The organism is Alicyclobacillus acidocaldarius subsp. acidocaldarius Tc-4-1, from assembly GCF_000219875.1.
Taxonomy (GTDB): Bacteria; Bacillota; Bacilli; order Alicyclobacillales; family Alicyclobacillaceae; genus Alicyclobacillus; species Alicyclobacillus acidocaldarius_A.
In genome coordinates, this window is record NC_017167.1 from 982,941 (window position 1) to 1,002,332 (window position 19,392).

General features: G+C 63.9%; 23 protein-coding genes. 16 read left to right on the top strand and 7 right to left on the bottom strand.

What is annotated here, in order from left to right:
• Nucleotides 1-3: 3 nt before the first annotated feature.
• Entirely contained in the window at nt 4-699 is a 696-nt protein-coding gene (locus TC41_RS04440) for a PIG-L family deacetylase (RefSeq protein ID WP_014463817.1), read from the top strand.
• Between the two features lie 17 nt (nt 700-716).
• The gene (locus tag TC41_RS04445; RefSeq protein ID WP_014463818.1) at nt 717-1,913 is read left to right on the top strand and encodes an acyl-CoA dehydrogenase family protein; all 1,197 of its coding nucleotides are present in this window, start codon (nt 717-719) and stop codon (nt 1,911-1,913) included.
• 51 nt (nt 1,914-1,964) lie between these two features.
• Here the strand turns inward: TC41_RS04445 and TC41_RS04450 are convergent, their stop codons facing one another.
• From TC41_RS04450 to TC41_RS04460, 3 genes are all read right to left on the bottom strand, one after another.
• Nucleotides 1,965-2,390: a hypothetical protein gene (locus tag TC41_RS04450; protein ID WP_014463819.1), complete on the bottom strand. Its 426-nt coding sequence runs from the start codon at nt 2,388-2,390 to the stop codon at nt 1,965-1,967.
• 15 nt (nt 2,391-2,405) lie between these two features.
• On the bottom strand, nt 2,406-3,140 hold the full coding sequence (locus TC41_RS04455) for a peptidylprolyl isomerase (RefSeq protein ID WP_041695036.1): 735 nt from the start codon (nt 3,138-3,140) through the stop codon (nt 2,406-2,408).
• 66 nt (nt 3,141-3,206) lie between these two features.
• A complete protein-coding gene (locus TC41_RS04460) occupies nt 3,207-3,719 on the bottom strand; it encodes a DJ-1/PfpI family protein (RefSeq protein ID WP_041695700.1) in 513 nt (170 codons plus the stop codon).
• A 149-nt stretch (nt 3,720-3,868) separates the two neighbouring features.
• Here TC41_RS04460 and TC41_RS04465 point away from each other — a divergent pair, with 149 nt between their 5' ends.
• From TC41_RS04465 to folB, 7 genes are all read left to right on the top strand, one after another.
• Nucleotides 3,869-5,986 carry an ATP-dependent helicase gene (locus TC41_RS04465; RefSeq protein ID WP_041695037.1) on the top strand — a complete coding sequence of 706 codons (2,118 nt, stop codon included), beginning with the start codon at nt 3,869-3,871 and terminating at the stop codon, nt 5,984-5,986.
• 52 nt (nt 5,987-6,038) lie between these two features.
• Entirely contained in the window at nt 6,039-6,521 is a 483-nt protein-coding gene (locus TC41_RS04470) for a hypothetical protein (RefSeq protein ID WP_014463823.1), read from the top strand.
• A 66-nt stretch (nt 6,522-6,587) separates the two neighbouring features.
• Nucleotides 6,588-7,175, top strand: a complete 588-nt coding sequence (locus TC41_RS04475; protein ID WP_041695038.1) for a GNAT family N-acetyltransferase — start codon at nt 6,588-6,590, stop codon at nt 7,173-7,175.
• A gap of 88 nt (nt 7,176-7,263) precedes the next feature.
• The gene (locus tag TC41_RS04480) at nt 7,264-7,509 is read left to right on the top strand and encodes a NifU family protein (protein WP_008339476.1); all 246 of its coding nucleotides are present in this window, start codon (nt 7,264-7,266) and stop codon (nt 7,507-7,509) included.
• 96 nt (nt 7,510-7,605) lie between these two features.
• Nucleotides 7,606-8,550, top strand: a complete 945-nt coding sequence (locus tag TC41_RS04485) for an RluA family pseudouridine synthase (RefSeq protein WP_014463825.1) — start codon at nt 7,606-7,608, stop codon at nt 8,548-8,550.
• A 4-nt stretch (nt 8,551-8,554) separates the two neighbouring features.
• Nucleotides 8,555-9,412 carry a YihY/virulence factor BrkB family protein gene (locus tag TC41_RS04490; RefSeq protein ID WP_014463826.1) on the top strand — a complete coding sequence of 286 codons (858 nt, stop codon included), beginning with the start codon at nt 8,555-8,557 and terminating at the stop codon, nt 9,410-9,412.
• A complete protein-coding gene (folB, locus tag TC41_RS04495; protein ID WP_014463827.1) occupies nt 9,409-9,795 on the top strand; it encodes a dihydroneopterin aldolase in 387 nt (128 codons plus the stop codon). Before TC41_RS04490 ends, folB begins: the two co-directional genes overlap by 4 nt.
• 3 nt (nt 9,796-9,798) lie before the next feature.
• On the opposite strand, the gene TC41_RS04500 is transcribed toward folB, so the two are convergent.
• On the bottom strand, nt 9,799-10,854 hold the full coding sequence (locus TC41_RS04500) for a tetraprenyl-beta-curcumene synthase family protein (protein WP_014463828.1): 1,056 nt from the start codon (nt 10,852-10,854) through the stop codon (nt 9,799-9,801).
• A 25-nt stretch (nt 10,855-10,879) separates the two neighbouring features.
• Nucleotides 10,880-11,251, bottom strand: a complete 372-nt coding sequence (locus tag TC41_RS04505; protein ID WP_148260123.1) for a hypothetical protein — start codon at nt 11,249-11,251, stop codon at nt 10,880-10,882.
• Between the two features lie 170 nt (nt 11,252-11,421).
• On the opposite strand from TC41_RS04505, the gene TC41_RS04510 reads away from it, so the two are divergent.
• The 4 genes from TC41_RS04510 (at nt 11,422) to TC41_RS04520 (ending at nt 16,176) form a co-directional block, all read left to right on the top strand.
• Nucleotides 11,422-12,927, top strand: a complete 1,506-nt coding sequence (locus TC41_RS04510) for a dynamin family protein (RefSeq protein ID WP_041695039.1) — start codon at nt 11,422-11,424, stop codon at nt 12,925-12,927.
• A complete protein-coding gene (locus TC41_RS04515) occupies nt 12,920-14,866 on the top strand; it encodes a dynamin family protein (protein ID WP_014463831.1) in 1,947 nt (648 codons plus the stop codon). The genes TC41_RS04510 and TC41_RS04515 overlap by 8 nt, the downstream gene beginning before the upstream one ends.
• 75 nt (nt 14,867-14,941) lie before the next feature.
• Nucleotides 14,942-15,316, top strand: coding sequence for a hypothetical protein (locus tag TC41_RS16730; protein ID WP_237700031.1), 375 nt, complete (start codon nt 14,942-14,944; stop codon nt 15,314-15,316).
• Nucleotides 15,232-16,176, top strand: a complete 945-nt coding sequence (locus tag TC41_RS04520; protein WP_237700032.1) for a S1C family serine protease — start codon at nt 15,232-15,234, stop codon at nt 16,174-16,176. The genes TC41_RS16730 and TC41_RS04520 overlap by 85 nt, the downstream gene beginning before the upstream one ends.
• A 36-nt stretch (nt 16,177-16,212) precedes the next feature.
• Here TC41_RS04520 and TC41_RS04525 read toward each other — a convergent pair whose 3' ends face one another.
• The gene (locus TC41_RS04525; RefSeq protein ID WP_014463833.1) at nt 16,213-16,752 is read right to left on the bottom strand and encodes a sigma-70 family RNA polymerase sigma factor; all 540 of its coding nucleotides are present in this window, start codon (nt 16,750-16,752) and stop codon (nt 16,213-16,215) included.
• A 43-nt stretch (nt 16,753-16,795) separates the two neighbouring features.
• Here TC41_RS04525 and TC41_RS04530 point away from each other — a divergent pair, with 43 nt between their 5' ends.
• The 3 genes from TC41_RS04530 to TC41_RS04535 all read left to right on the top strand — a co-directional run bounded on the left by TC41_RS04530 (nt 16,796) and on the right by TC41_RS04535 (nt 19,164).
• On the top strand, nt 16,796-17,428 hold the full coding sequence (locus tag TC41_RS04530; RefSeq protein WP_014463834.1) for a DedA family protein: 633 nt from the start codon (nt 16,796-16,798) through the stop codon (nt 17,426-17,428).
• A 72-nt stretch (nt 17,429-17,500) separates the two neighbouring features.
• Nucleotides 17,501-17,656, top strand: coding sequence for a hypothetical protein (locus TC41_RS16540; protein ID WP_193352817.1), 156 nt, complete (start codon nt 17,501-17,503; stop codon nt 17,654-17,656).
• Entirely contained in the window at nt 17,656-19,164 is a 1,509-nt protein-coding gene (locus TC41_RS04535) for a recombinase family protein (RefSeq protein ID WP_014463836.1), read from the top strand. The genes TC41_RS16540 and TC41_RS04535 overlap by 1 nt, the downstream gene beginning before the upstream one ends.
• Here the strand turns inward: TC41_RS04535 and TC41_RS16735 are convergent.
• Nucleotides 19,132-19,386, bottom strand: coding sequence for a hypothetical protein (locus TC41_RS16735; protein ID WP_014463837.1), 255 nt, complete (start codon nt 19,384-19,386; stop codon nt 19,132-19,134). The two genes, TC41_RS04535 and TC41_RS16735, sit on opposite strands and share 33 nt — an antisense overlap.
• Between the last annotated feature and the right edge of the window lie 6 nt (nt 19,387-19,392).

Sequence of the window (19,392 nt, forward strand, 5' to 3'; positions counted from 1 at the left end):
CGCATGGCGACCGTCATGGGCGTGTTCGCCCACCCGGACGACGAGACGTTCATCGCCGGAGGCACCTTCGCGCGCCTGGCGGCCGAGGGGCACCGCGTCGTGATCGCCTGCGCGACGCGCGGGGAGATGGGCCGCCGGCTCGGTGTGCCGCTTCGAGCCACGCGCGAATCCCTGGGCGCGCTTCGCGAGCAGGAGCTGCGCGAGGCGTGCGCCGCGCTCGGCGTGAGCCGCCTCGTCCTCCTGGGCTACCGGGACAAAGAGGTCGAGATGGTGCCGGAGGACGAAGGGGTGTCCCGGCTCGCGTCGCTCTTCGCCGAGGAGCGACCCGACGCGATCATCACGTTTCACGATCCGCTCGGCGGCCATCCGGATCACGCGGCCATCGGGCGCTTGGCGACGTCGACGTTTGCGCGATATCGGCGAATGAACGAAGGCGCGCGCCTCTTTTACCTCGCGTGGGGGGACGATCTCGCCGCCTTCAGGCGATATCCGCAGCCGGCGAAGGCGCTCGTCGAGGTGGACGTGCGCGCCTATCGCCGCCAGAAGCTCTTGGCGTTTCGAGCACACCGCACGCAGTCGGAGCTGGACGCCGCCATCTGGGGAAACGAGGAGAAGGCCGTCCACCGCATGCGCCATCGCGAGTACTTTGTGCTGAGCCAGGGGCCGAATCTCAGGCGCCCGGGAACGTTGATCGACTGAAAGCGGGGCGAAACCACATGTACGACATCTACGGAGAATCGGCACTGCCCGCAGACGTGCGCGAGCGCCTGCGCATCACGCGCGATCTCGCCCGTCGTTTCCACGATCGGGCACCGGAGCACGATCGCGCGGGCGACTTTCCGTTTCAGAACATCGAGGATTTGAAGTCATCGGGTTACGTGCGCTGGACCGTGCCTGTGGAATACGGGGGGCTTGGCCTAAGCCTCGAGGAGATGCTCATGCATCAGGAGGTGCTCGCCAAAGGAGACGGATCGACCGCGCTGGCAATTGGCTGGCACGTGGGCATTTTGCTTCACCTGCGCGAGACGGGGGCGTTCCCGGACGAGCTGTTTCGCATGGTGTGCGAGTCCGTCGTGAAGGAGGGCGCGCTCATCAACAGCTGCGCCACGGAGCCCGCCACGGGGAGCCCGAGCCGCGGCGGCAAGCCGGAGACCACCGCCGTGAAAGTGCCCGGCGGGTATCGGATCACGGGCCGCAAGATATTCAGCACGCTCTCCCCAGCGCTCACCTGGATCATGGTGACCGCCACGGTTGCGGACGAAGACGTGGTGGGGCAGTTTCTCGTTCGGCAGGAGGACGTGGAAATTGTCGAGACGTGGGACACGCTCGGCATGCGCGCCACCGGCAGCCACGACATCGTGCTCAAGGACGTGTTTGTGCCGGAGGAGCGGGTGATTGTGATTCACCGCCCGGGCGTGCAGGCGGAGCGCAGGCCGGACGGCAGCGGTTGGCTGCTTCACATTCCGGCGTGTTACCTCGGCATCGCCCTCGCGGCGCGCGACTTTGCGCTGGAGTACGCCGCGACGTACCGGCCCAACACCTTGCCGCATCCCATCGCGGAGGTGCCGCACGTCGAGCAGAAACTCGGCGAGATGGAGCTCAAGCTGCTCGCCGCTCGCACGCTCTTGTACGATCTCGCCCGCCGTTTCGACGCGGCCACGCCGGAGGAACGCGTCAAGTTGCAGCCCCAGTTCGGCGCGGTGAAGACGCTCGCGACGAACGCCGCCAATCAGGTGGTGGATCTCGCCATGCGAATTGTCGGCGGCCGCAGCCTTTCGCGCGCCCTGCCGCTCGAGCGGTACTACCGCGACGTCCGGGCCGGCCTACACAATCCGCCGATGGACGACGTGGTCTACCGCAACCTCGCGAAGGCCGCGCTCGCTCGGCGCGCCGCGGGGCAGGCGAAGGTATGACCTACAGGGTGGCCTGCGCGCTTGCCTCGCAGGAGGCCGCCCTGGCCACGCTCAGGACGTCTTCTGTTTGGCAAAGTCGATGTAGCCGGCGCTTCCGTCCCGGTTGACAAACAGGTCCACGGCCTCGTAGTCCTGCCCGTTGAATCGGATCTTGCCGTTCGAGGCGTACAGCACGCCCTCCGGCGTCTTCTGCTTCACGCCGATGCCGGGAAAGAGCAGTTGCTCGTGGCCATTCATGTACAGATTTGCCGTGTAGATCACCTGGCCGTTTTGCACGTGTTTCTCCAGGTTCCAGGCCTCGCCCACCGAATTGGACGGAACGGCCTTCGCGGTCACGTGCACTCGGATCTCGCCGCCGGGCAGCTTGTCGTAGCTCGTCGGATACGGCACACTTCCTCCAATGCGGATTTTGAGCAACACGGCGGCGAGCACGACGATAAAGATCCAGAAGTACTGGCGAAAGCGGGCGTCGCGCAACGTCTCGCACCTTCTTCACGACTCTTGAATTTGAATGGATTCGATGTACGCAGTCTTGAGCGGATAGCTGTCCTCCTGCGTGATGGGATTCGTGGTCACCGGAATGGCGGCGATCTTGTCGATCACGTCCATCCCCGAGATGACGCGCCCGAATTCCGTGTACCGGTTGTTGGGCGGCTGAAACACCTGCGTGTCATTCGCCGTGCAGATGAAAAACTGGCTGCCGCCCGTGTGCGGCTGGCCCGTGTTGGCCATGGCCACGATGCCCTTGGTAAACGGCACCTGGTGGCTCAGTTCGTCGGGGATGGTGTAGCCTGGGCCGCCCGTGCCGTCGTTGCGCGGATCGCCCGTCTGGATGACGAAGTTTTTCACGATGCGGAAAAACGTGCAGTCGTGATAGAAGTTGTGCTCCGCCAGGAACACGAAGTTGTTGACGGTGACGGGCGCGTCCTTGGCAAACAGCTCGATGGTGAACGTCCCGTAATTGGTGTGCACAATGGCGTCATACGTCTTGTTCGGGTTGATGAACATCTTGGGCATGCTCGTCCACTGTTCAGTCGACGTGTGCAGATACGGCGGATTCGCCGTGTCGAGCGTCTGATTGCCCTCGTTCGACGCAGAATTTAGGGCGTTCGTGACGGTTTCATTCGACGTGCTTCCAGAAGTCGTGTTGTTGGCGGCCGTGCCGCAGCCCGTCAACGAGAGCAAAGCCGCGAACGACACGCCCGCGAGCATGGTTCGACGTTTCATGGATCTGCCTCCTCATGAGCTTGAACCAACGCTCATCATATCACAAGCGCTATCATCGCCATGGTTCTATGAGCGCACGTTGAGGCGGTCAAACACCGCCCGAAGGAACGACTGGGCGTCCGAGCCGTCCGAAGAGATGACGTTTCCGTCCATCACGACGGGGCCGGGTTCGAAGATGGCATGGCGGAAGAGGGGCTCGTGCGCTTGCACGACGCTCACGGGCGCCGTGAAGCGCAGTCCGCCCAGGATCCCTGCCGAAGCGAGGCACAACAGTCCTTGGCCGGAAGCGGCGAAGTAACCGCCCGTCGTTGAAAAGCGGCGCAGGTAGCGGTGCAGGCGCAGATCGCCCCAGCTGTCGGCTTCGTATAGGCCGCCTGGGATCACGCAAAGGCCGGCGTCCGGCGGCACGGGTTCCTCGACGCCACCGTCCGCCTGGATGACGAGTCCCTCCGCCGTCTGGCAAGGGCGCCCGTCGAGCGTGATGACGCGGGCGCGGCGATTCAACCGGCGAAGCCCTTCGAGAACCAGCGCTACGTCGCCCAGGCGAGACCATGGAAGTGCGACAAATACAGCTCTCATGGCGAGGCTTGTCCTCTCGTTCCGATTGGAATCCATCGTAATCGTAACAGAATGGACGGGATCGCACATCCCCATTGGGGTTTCTCGATGGGCTGCGACGTGGTAGTCTCTAATCTTGCTGACGCCACGGTGTGGGAGGGACGGCCGTTGTGCTTGATGTGAAGGACATCCTACGTGGACTGAATCCCGAGCAGCGGGACGCCGTCACCACCACGAGCGGTCCGCTCCTCGTGGTGGCGGGGGCGGGAAGCGGCAAGACGAGCGTGCTCACGCGGCGCATCGCTTACCTCATCGCGCACGCTGGCGTGGCGGTGCACGAAATTCTCGCCATCACGTTTACGAACAAAGCGGCGCGCGAGATGAAGGCGCGCATTCGCGATCTCATCGGCCCTCGCGCGGACGATCTCTGGATGGGGACGTTTCACAGCATCTGTGTCCGCATTCTGAGGCGCGAGGCGGATAGGCTCGGGTACCAGCCGAATTTCACCATTCTCGACGCCGAAGACCAGGAGGCCCTGGTCCAGCAGTGCTTGCTCGATCTCGGCTACGATCTCAAAACGCACGACGCCCGCTCCATCAAGCACCGCATCTCGCAATGGAAGAACGAGGGCGCCACGCGCGCCGTCAACGAGTCCAACCCGTCGGATCTCATCGCGGATCGGGTGATGGAGCTCTACAATAAGCGCCTTTTCGCTGCGAATGCGATGGACTTTGACGATCTCATCGGTCACACGGTCCGTCTCCTCGAGCAAAACGACGACCTGCGTGAAAAATATCAGGACAAGTTCCGGCATGTGCTCGTGGACGAGTACCAGGACACAAACGGCATCCAGTTCCGCCTGCTTTGCCTTCTCTGTGCGAAGCACCGCAACCTGTGCGCGGTGGGGGATGCGGACCAGGCCATCTACGCCTGGCGCGGCGCGGACAGCGAGCACATGTTGCGGTTCGAGCGGGACTTTCCGGACGCGAAGATCGTGTTGCTCACGCGCAACTACCGCTCGACGCAGGAGATCCTGGACGCGGCGAACAGCGTGATTGCCCACAATCCGCGGAGGCGGCCGAAAGAGCTTCGCTCCACGCGCGGGCATGGCGACAAGCCCCTTGTCGTGCGGCTGCCCGACGGCGCGGCCGAAGCCCAATACGTGGCGGAGGCCATCGAGGAGCACGTGCGAAATGGGGGAAGGTACGAGGACTGCGCGGTGCTGTATCGGGCCAATGCGCAGTCGCGCGTCGTAGAGGAAAAGTTGCTTGAGCGCGCGATTCCCTACACCGTGGTGGGCGGGATGACCTTCTACGATCGGCGTGAGGTCAAAGACGTGCTGGCGTATCTGCGGGTCCTCGTCAATCCGCAGGACGAGATCTCGCTTCTTCGGATCATCAATCGTCCGAAGCGAGGGTTGGGCGACACGGCGGTGGACAGGCTGCTGGAATTCGCGCACGCCGAGGGCATGAGCTTGTACGAGGCGCTTGCGCGCGGCGAGGAGGCTGGGCTGTCTGAGCGCGCCGCAGAGGCCGCGCGCCAGTTTCACGCCTCGCTGCAGGAACTTGCGCTCTGGATGGAGGGCATGGCCGTCTCGGAGTTTTTGGCGGAAGTCTTGCACGCCACGCGCTACCGCGAGATGTACCTTGAGTCGGGAAAGAAGGAGGACCTCGCCCGCGTCGAGAACATCGATGAGCTGTTCAGCGTGACGAGATCGTTTGACGAGCGCCGGGGCGGGACGGTGGCGGAGTTCCTCGCGGAGGTGAGCCTGCTCTCGGATATCGACAAGGAGCGCCATCGCGGCAAAGGATCCGTCAGGTTGATGACGCTCCACGCGAGTAAGGGGCTTGAGTTTCCTGTGGTGTTCCTCGTGGGCATGGAGGAGGGGCTTTTTCCCCACGCGCGGTCGCTCGACGATCCGATGCGCATCGAGGAGGAGCGCAACCTCTGCTACGTGGGCCTGACGCGCGCCATGGACAGGCTCGTGCTCACGCATGCCGCCTGGCGCACGCTGTACGGCCAGACGGTGGCGCGCGAGCCGTCGCGATTCCTCGCCGAGATCCGCGAAGATCTCGTCGTGCATGTCGATCTCGCCGAGGCCCTGGAGCCGGAGGTTCTGCGTCCCGGCGATCGCGTGGTGCATCCGCAACATGGGCAGGGCATTGTGCTTTCCATCGAGTCGCACGCCGGAGAGGAACGCGTGCAAGTGATGTTCCATCCATCCATAGGGATGAAATGGGTGTCGAAGAAAGGATTACGGACGGACGGCGCCGTCGTGGTACAATGAGACGAGCGCATCTGCGCCGCTGGATTCGCCATCACAGGGGGCTACCGCTTTGATGTACTGGATCATCGTCCTCAGTGTGCTCGCAGCGTTGATCGCAGCATACACCGGCTTTTACTTCTGGGCGCGCAAGCGCCAGCGCCAATTTGACGAGCAGTTTTTGGCGCACAAGCAGCGCTTCGAAGTGTTCGTTCTTTCGAAGCGGCGCGTCCGTGAACGCGGCAAGCAGGGCATCGCGCGCTTCGTGCCGCTCACCACGTACCAGGTGGTGGGACGCGTCACGCTGGGGCAGACCATGAAGGGCCTGCACGTGCATCGGACGGCGAACGTGACGTTCCGCACGACCAAAGAGGAGTACGACAAAATCGAGGTCAACCGGAAATACCGCATGGACATCGCGGGCGACTTCATTGGCAATGTAGTAGGGGAGGTCACCAATAAGCGCCGGCGCGAGCTCGAAAGGAAGCGCCAGGAAGAAACGGCGAGTCGGGGAAAGGGCATTCGGTGGTTCTCGTTCGCGCGGCGCAAGCCGGACTGAGCCGCCGCGCAATTGGGCGGGCACTTGCATAGTGTGATGTCGACATCTCCAAGGGAGGTCGACATCATGCCGAATCGAAACCGCCCCCGCCGCGCGGGCCCCAAGCGTTCGCGCGCGCGTTCCAACGCACACGCCCGAGGGCGCCGGAACCCGGCTCATCCGCCTGGCACCGAAGAGGTTCGTTATCGCCCTCGCCGTCCCGAAGACGACGACTGGATTGTGCAACTCGCCCGCCGGGAATTGGGCGACGTGCACGAGCAGGCGTTTGGTGAGCCCTTTCCCGAGGCGGAGTTGCGCCAGTACCTTCAGTCGGGCATGCCGACGGTCGTGATCGAACGAAACGGGAGGCCCGTGGGATTCTATTCGTACCTGCCCAGTGCGGAAGGGAAAGTGCATGTGAGTGCGCTGGTGATTGACTCGAAGTTTCAGCGCAAGGGCATCGGCCGAAGGGCGATGGAGAACCTGGAGGCCGAGGCCAAGCGCATGGGGGCGCACACGCTCGAGGTGTTTATCCAGGACGTGAATCCGAAGAGCCTCGCGTTCGCCAAGCAGCTGGGCTTCCGCGAAGTGGCGCGCATGGAGCCGAGGACTCTCGTCTTGTGGAAAGTCATCTCTTCGGGACCCGTCCTTCCGCCTGTGGCCATGCCGTTCTGATCCGACGATACCCAGCTTCGCTTGGACAGGTGGGTTGCATCGCGGTCGCGTGTGCGCGTATGCTAAAAGCGTATTGGAGGGATGGATCATGATGAGCGACGTGACCTCCACAGAAGCGCGCATTCGCGAAGCGATTGAGTCCATTCGCGAAGCCATCCAGCAGGATGGCGGCGATGTGGAATTTGTGTCGTACGACGACTTGTCGAAGACCGTCTACGTCTCGCTTCAGGGCGCCTGCGTGGGTTGCCCGGCGAGCGTCATGACGTTGAAGATGGGGATTGAGCGCGCGGTCAAGAAGGTAGCGCCGGATGTGGAATACGTCGAAGCCGTCTGAGACCGCGCCGTGGCCCGAATGGGCGCCGCCCGGTCAAGGGCGGTTTTTTTGTACCGCGGGCAGATGGGATACAATGGATGACAAGAGGATTCGGACATGGACGTGCGTGTGAACCCAGGGGGAATTTCGATCTCCCTGCCGAAGCCCCCTCGGCCGATGCCTTGGGTGGAGGCGCTCTCCCAGGCGCTGCATGTCCCGCAGTCGCACGTTCGGCATCTGCTTCGGCAGGGGGCCGTTCGCGTGCGGGGCAGCGCACCGGGCCATCTCGAGATGTGGGATCGACCCACGCAGGTGTGGATCGACGAAAAGCTACATCCTGTCGACGTGGCGCCCGCCACGCTGCCGCCGGTTCAAGTATTCTACAATGATTCCAGTCTTTTAGTCGTGGACAAGCCTGCGAATTTGCTCGTCCACAGCGACGGAAGCGGCGCGCCGACGCTCGACGCGTGCGTGCAGCGATTCCTGAACGAGGAAGGGGCGGGACGCGCGTATCACGTGCACCGGCTGGACCGCGGCACCACGGGTTGCGTGCTCTACGCGAAGCATGGACTCATGCTTCGCGCGATGGACGCGGAGCTTGCCGCCGGGCGGGTGCGGCGCACCTATCTCGCCGTCGCGTGCGGGGCTCGCATTCGACCAGGGGTGGTGTCCGCGCCCATTGGACGAGATCGCCACGTGTCGGGCCGATACCGCGTGTCGCGGACGGGCAAGGCAGCGCACACCCATGTGGACGTGTTGGACGAGGCCATTCAGGGCGGCGTGCGGTGGACGCTCGTCAGGCTTCGCCTGGAGACGGGGCGCAGACATCAGATCCGCGTTCACCTGTCGGCGATGGGAGCGCCCGTAGTCGGCGATACACTGTACGGCGGGGCGCCGCATCCGGCGCTTCCGCCAGGCCAACTCGCGTTGCACGCCGCGCGGCTCCAATTTTGCCACCCCTATACGGGGGAGGACGTCGAGGTGCACGCTCCCCTGCCGCCGGCATGGGAGGCGCTCGTCGCCGCCGTGGGCCTTTCGCTCGACTGCCTCAAAAGGGAGTGACGTTGTGCGAACCCGCTTTCAACAGGCCCAGGCATTCGCGCGCCGGCTCGGCGCGAATTGCTTGGCGCACGATATCACGTCGCTCGCCGCCCAGATTTCGTTCTATGCGATGTTCTCGCTTCTTCCGCTCCTCGTTCTCGTGATGTACGGGGCGAGCCTCGTGGTACCGCATCGCATCATTGTAGAGATGGTGCTCGGCGCGCTCAGGCCCTACTATCCTGACCTGCAAAACGCGAATCAGATGCTGGAGAATAGTCTCAACAAGCTGAGCGACATCGGCGCCCGCGCTGGTTTCGTGAGCTTCCTTTCCTTGGCGTGGTCCGCCACCAGCGCGCTCATCGCGGTCCAGCAGGCGCTCGACCGCATCTTCGAGGTGGGCGTACCGCGGTCATTCCTGGCCCGCCGCGCCATCGCAGCGCTCTTCCTCGTGGCGCTGGTCATCGTGGCCGTGGTGTCCGCGCTTGCGATGGCCATCTACCCGTGGGTCGTGCATCACATTCCGGCGGGCACGTGGCTCGTGACCGCGTTCACCCGTTTTTCGGGCGTCACACGCGTGCTCTACCCCTTGTCGCTCTTTGTCACCTGCTTCGTCGTGTACCGGTACCTCCCGTCGAGGCGGGTCAACCTCAACTGCACCATCCTGGGAGCACTGGCCGCCACGGTCCTGCTCGATCTCGCGAGGTTGCTCTTCGTCGTGTACGCGGCGCACGCCGTGACCTATCACGCGGTGTACGGCGGGTTGACGGTGGTGATTCTGCTTATCTTCTGGATGTACATTGCGCTCATCATTCTGCTGTTGAGTGCCGAGATTGCGTGGCTGCTCGAGCAGGCGGGGGGAGATCCGGGAGGTGCTGAGCCATGACCCATGCGTTTGATGGCGCGTTTCCCGACCAGCTGAGTCTGGTCGGCATGGTTTTCTATGCGTATCACGGCGTGTATCCCGAGGAGCGGAAACTCGGCCAGCGCTTCACCGTGGACGTCCACATGCACGGCGACTTTCGCCGCGCCGGGGAGGAGGACGATCTCGACTACGCCGTCAATTACGCCGCGGTGTACGACGTGGTGCGCGCGGCCGTCGAGGGGGAGCCTGTGCGGCTCATCGAGGCGCTGGCGGAGCGCATCGCGCGCCGAGTGCTCGCCGCCTTCCCCCTGGTGGGCGCCGTCGAGGTTGCCGTCGAAAAGCCGGGAGCGCCCGTGCCGGGGCCGATGGAAACCGTGCGCGCGGTGGTGCGCCGAACGCGCTAGGGACTACGCCATGCGCCGATATAGGTGCGTCGCGTAATAGAAGAGAATCGGGGTCACGCCGAAGCGATAGATCCGCCGGCGCGAGGCGGCAAGGTGCGCGGCGGATCGCGTCTTGGGATCCGAAAGATACATGCCCATGAGCCCGTGGACGACATACCGGTGAATGATGCCGCCCGGGATGTCCTCGGTTCGCTCTACGCCTTCGGCGGCGAATTGCTCGATCCGCTCCCAGGCACGCGCCGGATCCCGGTAACAGGCGACAAAGTTGAAGTCCCCGCGCGCCTCGTCCTCGAGGGCGTCGATCCAGTAGTCGAGCAGGATGTGCAGGCCGCAGATGTAAGGGAAATATTGATGGTGGAGTTTTTGTACGTCGGCCGGCGTGATGGGTTCGGTGGCGGCCAGAAACAGGGCAAACATGCCCAGGGTCGATCCGGTGGCGGCCGCCCACTCGTGCCAGGCGACGCCTGGGTACCCGGCGAGATGCTGCCGGGACCAGTTCAGGAGCCGGTGTTCGCGTTCTTCGACCGGGGCGTGCTTATGCTCCTGCAGCTCGCTGTACCGCCGGGCATACCAGTCCACCTGAGATTCCACCGCGCGGTAATGCGGGAGCTGTTCCAACGCTTGCTGGCAGGTTCGGACGAGCGATTCGAGATATCCGCCGTCCTCCCGGTAGGCGTAATGTCGATAGTAGTCCGAAGGGGGTGTGCCGGGATGGACGGCGTCCTGAAGGCTCCGATGAAGGAGCTGAAAGGCGACGGGATCGCAGATGCCGGCGCGATCGCACAGGTTGTCCAGGTAGTCGCTGATGGTCTGGAGCGACACGATGGCCTGGACGAGGTTGGGCATATGTTTCGGGTTCGCGGCCGCGTAGACGGCCCCTCCGTCGGCGTGGAACTGCTTATCTCGCAGGCTGGCGAGCGCCTGTTCGCGCAGGAGTTCGTCCGGGATGGCCTCCGCTCGCGCGCGCCATCTGGCGAGCTCGGCGCGCACGAGCGGCATCACGCGGCGAAACAGCCTGTAGAGAAATTGGCTATGGGTGAGTTTGGAGCCGTTTGGCATCCTTCATCCTCCGTTCCGGGGCGCCTTACCTGCGGTCAAACAGTTCCAGGAGCTGCTGAAACCATCCTGCGCCTCCTCCGCTTCCTATCGTACCCGAAGTCTCCGATTTTACGCTCGCGCCATTCTGGGGCGCAGGCGTCGAGGACTGTGGCGGCGATGGGGGCTGCTGCGCGGTGTTCGGCGCGTACGGAGAAAACGGGATTGCGTGATGATGCACCGGCCAGTGCGCGGGATGGTACGGGTGGAGCGGCGCATGATACAGCGGCGGCGTGGCCGGCGGAATGAGGCCCCTGCGTTTCATGCCGTGATGGAGCATGGTGAAGAGCGTGCGCACCTTCTCGTCCTGGGCGATGTTGAACGCGAGCCCGCCGAACTTGATGAAGGAATCGAGTTTCACGTCGATCACCTCCCGCGGTCATCCCGATCCTATTCCGCGGGCACGCCGCGCGATGGCGGCGTTTACCGGGTATTGAACTGGAAACGCGCGGGCAGGTGTGGGCCATCGTGCAGATGGCGAGGATTTCACGTATCATGGTTGGAGAACTTCAGCGAGAGAGGAGAGCCGCGATGTCGAGTGTGAGCACGACCGCGCCCCGCTTCGCGCAGCGGTTCCTTGAGGTGGCCGATTGGCTCGAGGCGAAGGGCGCGTCTCGATATGCGGACCGCATCCGCAGCATCCTGGCGGACAGCGAGGCCGTCACCACCTACACGGCAGCCTTCTGCGGGCTGTTTTCCGCGGGAAAATCAAGCCTCGTCGGCGCGCTGGCAGGCAAGCGCCTGAGGACCGGCGCCAATCCGACCACGGCTGAGGTGGAGGCCGTCGAGGTGGAAGTCGAAGGCGGCACGCTGCGGCTGCTTGACACGCCGGGCATCGATTCGACGGACGAGCGGCACCGAGAAGCCACCATGAATGCGCTGTATCAGGCTGATCTCGTCGCGATCGTGACCGACTACCAACACGTCGAGGCCGACGCGAATCTCGAGTTGCTCCAGATGTTCACCGCGAGCGACAAGCCACTCCTTTTGATCGTGCACCAGGTCGACAAGCACCTCGAGGCGGAACTGCCATTTGAAGCGTTCGCCGAGAGCGTGCGCGAGCTCGCCGCTGACTACGGTGTGGATGCGTCGCGGGTGTTTTTCACGGCCGTTAGGCCTTCGGCGCACAGCCAACTGGACGAGCTGCGTGTGTTTCTCGTCGCAACCGCCGAAGCCGCGCTCGGCACGGATGGCGAGCCGATGATCCGCAGGCTGATCGAGGTGGCCCGGGAGGGTGTGAGCGCCTGTTACGAGTTCGAATGGGAAAAGCGGACGAAGGCCGTCGAGGAGGTCCTTGGTCGCGCGCCGCAGACCCTGGACGAGGCCCGCGAGTGGCTTTGGGACGCCAAGCGCCGCGCCGAGGCGCTTGCGCAGGAGGAAGCGGAGCAGAGACAGCGCCTGAAGGCGCTCGTTGAAACGCTGAGAGACGGCTGGCTCCGGGCGGTCGATCTCGCCCAAATCGCGCCCTACGACACGGCGGAAAAGGGGCGGCGGTACGTCGACAGCCTGCGCGCCGACTTTAAAGTGGGCATGTTTCGATCTGCGAAGAAAACCGAGGCGGAGCGCGAAGCCAGGTTGCTGGCGTTTGTGGACGATCTCGCCGAGAAGGTGGAGAACTTCCTCACGCGACCGCTCTCCGCCGAGATGGCCCAGCAGATCCGCGAGGTGGGCCTGCAGGCGGCCGCAGAAGAGCGGCTCATCGAGCGGTGTCAGGGACTCCGCGTACCTGTCGACGCGGCGTACGTTCAGGCGTGCGTGAAGCCGGGATCGCTCGTCTCCGCGGAGTACGGGCATCAGTTCATCCGGGATGTGCAGGACCGGGTGCGCCGCGACATGCGAGCTCAGGTTCAAGAGATTGCGGAGGCGCTTGCGGCAGCGGTCGAGGAGCGAATGCAGACGGAAGAGCAGAGGCGGGCCCCCGAGCGGGACGCCGCCGAACGCTCGTGTCAGGTGCTGCGAAGCTACGTGGAGCTTGGGGAAGAGTACGAGAGCGCGCTCGCAGCGGTGACGCAAGGGGAGGTGCCGCGCGGTGAGTGAACAGGATCGCGCGCTATCGCGCCTTCGCGAGATGCGCTCGCTCGTTGCCGACGTCGAGGGGGTGGATCTGCGGCCGCTCGACCGCGCCATCGAGCGGCTGGAGCAGAAGGCGACCACCATCGCGGTGTTCGGCGCGTTTTCGGCAGGAAAGTCGTCGCTTTTGAACGCGCTTCTGGGTCGGCCGCTTCTCGCCGTATCCCCGCAGCCCACGACGGCGGCCATCACGAGTATTCATCCTGGCGGCGGGCGCGGCACGTCTGTGCGCATTACGGCCAAGTCTCGCGACGAACTCTGGCAGGACGTGCGGGCTCTGCTCGACGCGCTTTCACTGTCCGCTTCCGATCTGGAAGACGCGATTCGCGTGGCTTCGGGCCTTTCGCCCGCCAAGTTTCCCATTCACCTGAGGCGCCACATCCGCTTCTTGAAGGTGCTCGCGGAGGGCTATCCGGACATGGGGACCCGCATCGGCGAGCAGTGGGAGGCTTCACTCGAAGAGCTCCGCGATTTTTCCGCCGACGAGAAGCGCGCGGCGTACGTCAGCCAGGTGGATGTGTGGGCTGATTCGCCGCTTGGCAAACGCGGTTTCATCTTCGTGGACACACCCGGTGTTGACTCCATCCACCGCCGTCATACGAACGTCGCGTTTCATTACATGCGCGAGGCGGACGCGATTGTCTTCGTGATGTACTACACGCACGCGTTCAGCCAGGCGGATCGGGAATTTCTGCTGCAGCTGTCGGGTGTGCAGGATGTCGCAGGAACGAACAAGCTGTTTTCGGTCGTGAACGCGGTCGATCTCGCCGAAAGCCGTGAAGAACTCGACGCTGTGCTGGAGCGAGTGAAGCAGGACGAGCGCAGGCTCGGCGTGCGCGAGCCACGGGTGTACCCGGTGTCGGCGCAGCTCGCGCTCGCGGCCCGGGCGCTTGCTGCAGATCCCCACGACGAGGTGGCGCTCGAGATTGCGCGCGCTCGTCTAGGCCGAAGTGATTTCGAGCCGACCGCTGAAGCCATCGCCCATCTCGAGCGTCGCGCAGGTCTCGCTGCGCTGGAAGCGGACCTGGTGGATTACTGCACGCGCGAGGCAGATCGGCTGGCGCTGGATCTCGTCGAGCGGACTCGCCAAGCCCTGGTGCGCGACGTGGAAGCTGCCCTCGAAAAGGTGACGCTGGCCATCACGAACGACGAAGCCGCGCGCGACGGACAGCGGTCGGAGATGGCTCGTGCCCGCGGGCTGGTGGACGAGGCGGCGACGTCCGTCGAGGCGCGGGCCGTACCGCCTCTTCAGCGGGAGTTGCACGAGCTTTTGTTCCACGCTGGCGAGCGCGTGCGTTTCGCGTATCGCGACATGTTCCGGGAGGCGTTTCATCCCGGCCGTTTCCGCCTCGGAAATCCGCAGGACAAGCTTCGCGAAGCCGCGCGCGAGTTTGCGGAGGCCATCGGCCGTCGCCTCGAGATTGAGCTTCGGACCTTCGCCCTCCGCGCGGAGCAACTGGCCGTCAAGGCAGCGGCCCAAGAGGCCGCGCGGCTCGTGGAAGAATGGCCTGTCCACGCCGTCCCGATCCGGGATCCCGACGTATCGCTGGATTTGGACGCAGCAGACGAGGCCGTCGCCTTCGATGACCGCGTGCTTCATCCGCACTTCCGTCACTTTCGCTCCGCCAAGCAGTTCTTCGAGGAGGGCGGGCAAACGGCGATGATGGACGCGGCGATGCCCGCCGTGATGGAGCAGGTGAAGAGGAAGCTAGATGAGAGCGGCGGGCGCTTGGCCAAGCGGGCCGAAGTCGCTCTGGTCGAGTCGTTGCGCGCATTTTATCGCGATCTCGCCGCTTCCCTCGATGCGTTGTCCGCTCATCTGGACGAGCCCGTCGATCCGGCCGAACGGGATCGGCTTGCTGCCATCCTCGCATCGCTCCGGTCTGCTGAAGGAATGAGCGCTTGAAGATTCGGTTTGTCGCCCACGTGCTGGATGGTTAGAATGGAGTAGCGAGAAAGCCTGCCAAGGGGGAGATTGTCCATGCGGCGTCGACGTTGGGAGTACGAGGATTGGCCGAGCGAGAACAGGCGGTGGGGCATGTGGCTTGCGGGCGGGATCGCGCTCCTCGCCATCTCCTACATCCTCGGCATCTGGACAGGCGCGGCGCTTACGCGCGGTCGTTCCCAGACGACCGTGGAGTACATCCCTCCTCAGACGGGCAACACCACGAGCACATCCGGTGCGCTCACGCCCATCCCTGGCGTCGAGGACACGACCATCGTGACGCAGATTTACAATCGTGTAAAAACAGCATCTTCACCATCACGGCCGTGTCCGGCGGCAAACCGACGTCGAGCGACGCCGAAGAAGATATCGGCACCGGCTTTCTCATCGATCACAATGGCGATCTCCTGACCAACGCACACGTCGTGGGTTCAGCCACCACCGTGCAGGTGTCTGGTGACAATCGGCAATTCGTGGGCCGCGTGATCGACGCGGATCAACTCGACGATCTCGCCATTGTGCGCATCCCTGCGCCGAAGTCGCTGCAGCCGCTGCCGCTTGGGTCGGTGAAATCTCTTCAGCCTGGCAGTCTGGTCATTGCGATTGGGAATCCGTTCGAGCTCACCTCCAGCGTGAGCTCCGGCATCGTAAGCGGGCTGAACCGGTCGATGTCCGAGTCCAACGGCCACGTCATGAACGGAATGATCCAGACGGACGCGCCGCTCAACCCGGGAAATTCGGGCGGACCGCTTCTGAACGCGGCCGGACAGGTCGTGGGCATCAACACGCTGATTGAGAGCCCCATCGAAGGATCCATCGGCATCGGATTTGCCATTCCCATCGACCGCTTTATCCAGTTGGAGCCGGAGTTGCTCTCGGGCAAGCCGATTGCCCACGCGTGGCTCGGCATTGAGGGCATGGACATCGACAGCTTGATGCAGCAGGCGCTCCATCTGCCCGTTTCATCGGGCGTGTACGTGACCGAGGTGGCCCAGGGCGGCCCTGCGGCCAAGGCGGGGTTGCGCGGGGATTCCAACGCGGCGAAGCTCAACAGCCTGAGCCAGTCGGCCAATCCCTACGCCGCATTGAAGGGCAACGGCGACATCATCATCGGGATCGACGGCAAGTCGGTGTCGAGCATTGAGCAGTTGACCCAGTACATCAACCAGGACGATCCGGGCCAGACGGTGGTCCTGACGGTGCTGCGCGGTGGGAAGACCCTTCATGTGCGCGTGACGCTAGGGACGTGGCCGTCCGGGCAAAATCCGTGAACCGGACGGCCGTGCGGGTCGTCCTTACGGCTGAAGTTACGGTTGAAGGCGAGCGTTGCGAATGGCCTGCTTGCGCTCCTTGGCGACGTGCGACTGGTGAAACATCTTGAGCAGCGCTCGTTTTTCCAGTCGCGACACGTAGGAGCGGGAGATGTCGAGCGAGTCGGCCACCTCATTCTGGGTCCACTCGCGCCCGTCGGCGAGGCCAAACCGGAGTTCAATCACCTTGCGCTCGCGCTCGTCGAGGACGTCGAGCAATTGGCGCATGGTGTTGAGTTCCATCCGGCGAGACACTTCGTCCTCCGTGGAGTCGCTCTCGGAAAACAGGATATCGCCGATGGTGATCTCGTTCCCCTCCTTATCCGTCCCGATGGGGCTGTACAGGGAGACGTCCTTGCGCGACTTTCGCTGGGCGCGCAGTTGCATCAGAATCTCGTTTTGGATGCATCGCGCCGCGTAGGTCGCGAATTTGGTCCCTTTGGACGGCTGATACGTGTCCACAGCTTTAATCAAGCCGACCGTGCCGATGGAAATCAGGTCATCCTGATCGATCCCGGACGTATCAAACTTCTTCACGTCGTCGACATCGCCGCGGTTGGGCCATCGTGGAGGCGAGTGTGTGCATTTCCAGGAGATCATTCAGCACTACGGCTATGCGGGCGTCTTTTTCATCATCTTCGTCGAGGCCATTGGATTTCCGTTTCCGGCTGAGACGACGCTGACACTCGCCGGGATCGAATGGTCCAAGGGCGTGTTTCATCTGGTTCCTCTTTGGTTGATGGGGTGCCTCGGCAACCTCTTCGGCTCTGCCGTGGCCTTCTTCATCGGCTGGTTTCTGGGACGCCCGGTCGTGTTGTACTTCGGCAAGTACGTCGGGATCACGGACCAGAAGCTCGACATGGTCAACGAGCGCTTCCAGCGCTACGAGTTGGCCGTGATTTTCATCGCCAAGTTTATCGCGGGCGTGCGCATCATCGTGCCGTACCTAGCGGGCATCAATCGCATGAATCCCGCGAAGTTTTTCATTGTGAACACCATCGCCGCCGTCGTGTGGTCGGGCGCCTTCATCATCGCAGGGAAGTACATTGGCGAAGAAGTGAGCCGCTACTGGCCGTTCCTCAAGCATCACCTCTGGCTGGCTGCCCTCCTCGCCGCCATCCTCGTGGCGCTTTTCATCGCGTTTCGCAGGTGGGAGCGTAAAAAGATGCATGGGTCGGCGCCGAATGCCAAAGGGGACGGTGCCGAGCGCTGATCTCGCGCTCGAACGGGCCGCTGTCGTAGGACATCTCTCCATCCGCATACATGCGAGTGGGGGGTGTTCTTCGTGCAGCGGCCTATTCGCGTGATCTGGCGTTGGGCAGCAGGTGAGATGACCGAGCCGGATCCTGCTCGACTTGCGCGCCTGTGGGCGCAGACGTGGCTGGCGATGTCCGACACGCTCAGGCATACGGGACATTCGACCTCCGGGGGTGGCGCCTGATGTGGACCGCCATCTACACGCGCGTGTCGACCGAACACCAGGCGCAGGCTGGGCATGGGCTTGAGGTCCAGCGGGAGGCGTGCGTGCAGTACGCCCTGTCCCTTGGGGTGGCTCCGCGCGACATCCGCCTCTACGAGGAAGCGGGTGGATCGGGCGAGGACATGGACCGACCGGAGCTGATGCGACTCCTCGACGACGTGCGGCGCGGGCTTGTCGATCGCGTCGTCGTGAAACATCCCGACCGCCTGTCGCGCAACGTGGCCGACAAGGCGATTGTGGTGCGGGAGTTATCCGCGTGCGGTGTGAAGCTCCACTTCGTCGATGTGCCGAACTGGGATGAGTCCGACGAAGCGGTGCTTCTCTTCCACGTCATCTCGAGCATCGCCGAGTATGAACTCCGGCAAATTCGGCGGCGCACGCTGGCGGGAAAACTGAAGGCGGTTCGGGGCGGCCGAGTGATGCCATCCGGGGTGGATCCGTACGGCTATCGCTACGAGGACGGGCGGTACGTCGTGGTACCCGAGGAGGCCGAAGTCGTCCGGCTCATCTATCAATGGTACGGGATCGACGGCCTGAGCCTTCGGGCCATCGCCGAGCGGCTCGAGGCCATGGGGGTGCCGACGAAGACGCGCCAGGCGGCGCGCTGGCACCACAGCACGGTGGCGAGGATCCTCGAAAACCCTGTATATCAAGGTACTTGGTATTACAACCGCAGGCGCACGTCCAAACGGCACGGCGTGAGAGGCGCCCGCCGCGGCCGAGGCCGGCAGGTCGTGGCAGTGCGGGATCCAAGCGAATGGATTGCCGTGTCGGTACCGGCCGTAGTCAGTCCGGAGCTCGCGCGCTCGGTCGAGCTGCGCAAGCAGGGCGGTCCGCGAGGCGGTTCAACGTCGATGCACACGTTTTTATCGGGCAAACTCGTGTGCGCGCACTGTCAACGCGCATGGCGGCACGAGGCATGTCGGACGGCAGGCGGGATCGTGCGCAAGTTTCGGCGCCCGCCGGGGGAGCGAGGGACCGACCCTTGCGCGTATGGCTGTGCGCGGGTACCCGCAGACGAGATTGAGCAGGCGGTGTGGCGCGAGCTGGTGCGGCGCATGCGCGCTTGGATCACGAAGGAGGACATCACGGCTGGCGCGAGCCCGGGTGACCCGCTGATGGAGGACGTGGCGCGCCTCCGCAGAGAGATGCGCGCCGCGGCAGAGCGGCGGCATCGCGCGAGGGAGTTATATCTGCGTGGTTATCTGGACCGGAGCGAGGCCCTGCGCGCGATGGCGGAGGAGGCTCGGCGCCTGCGAGAGGGGCGCGCCGAGGCCTGTCGGATGTGCCATGCGCGGCGACATCGGTTGGAGGCGCGGGAGGCGCTCTGGGCGGCGCTTGAAACGCACGAAGGTGTCGAGTTGCGGAGGTTGTGGCTCGAGGCGGCGGTGTCACGCGTCGAGATCGACGCCTCGGGCGGCGAGATTGTCCTCACGCTAGTCGCCCGGATGAGTGATGATTCGGGATGATTCGGGTCTCGGCGTCGACGACACGTTGGCGACGTGAGCGACCAGGCGGAGGTTGTGCTCGACGAGGATATCGTGCGCCTGTTTGTCCCGATATTTTCGCCAGAGTTCAAAGTACTTGGCCTCGTCCTCCTTGGACAACGGCTGCGGAAATGACTGGCTGGCAAAGCTCGACGCCAGCACAAAGTCGTCGGCCGATCCGGAGAGCAGGGAATGCTTGAACAACGGGGA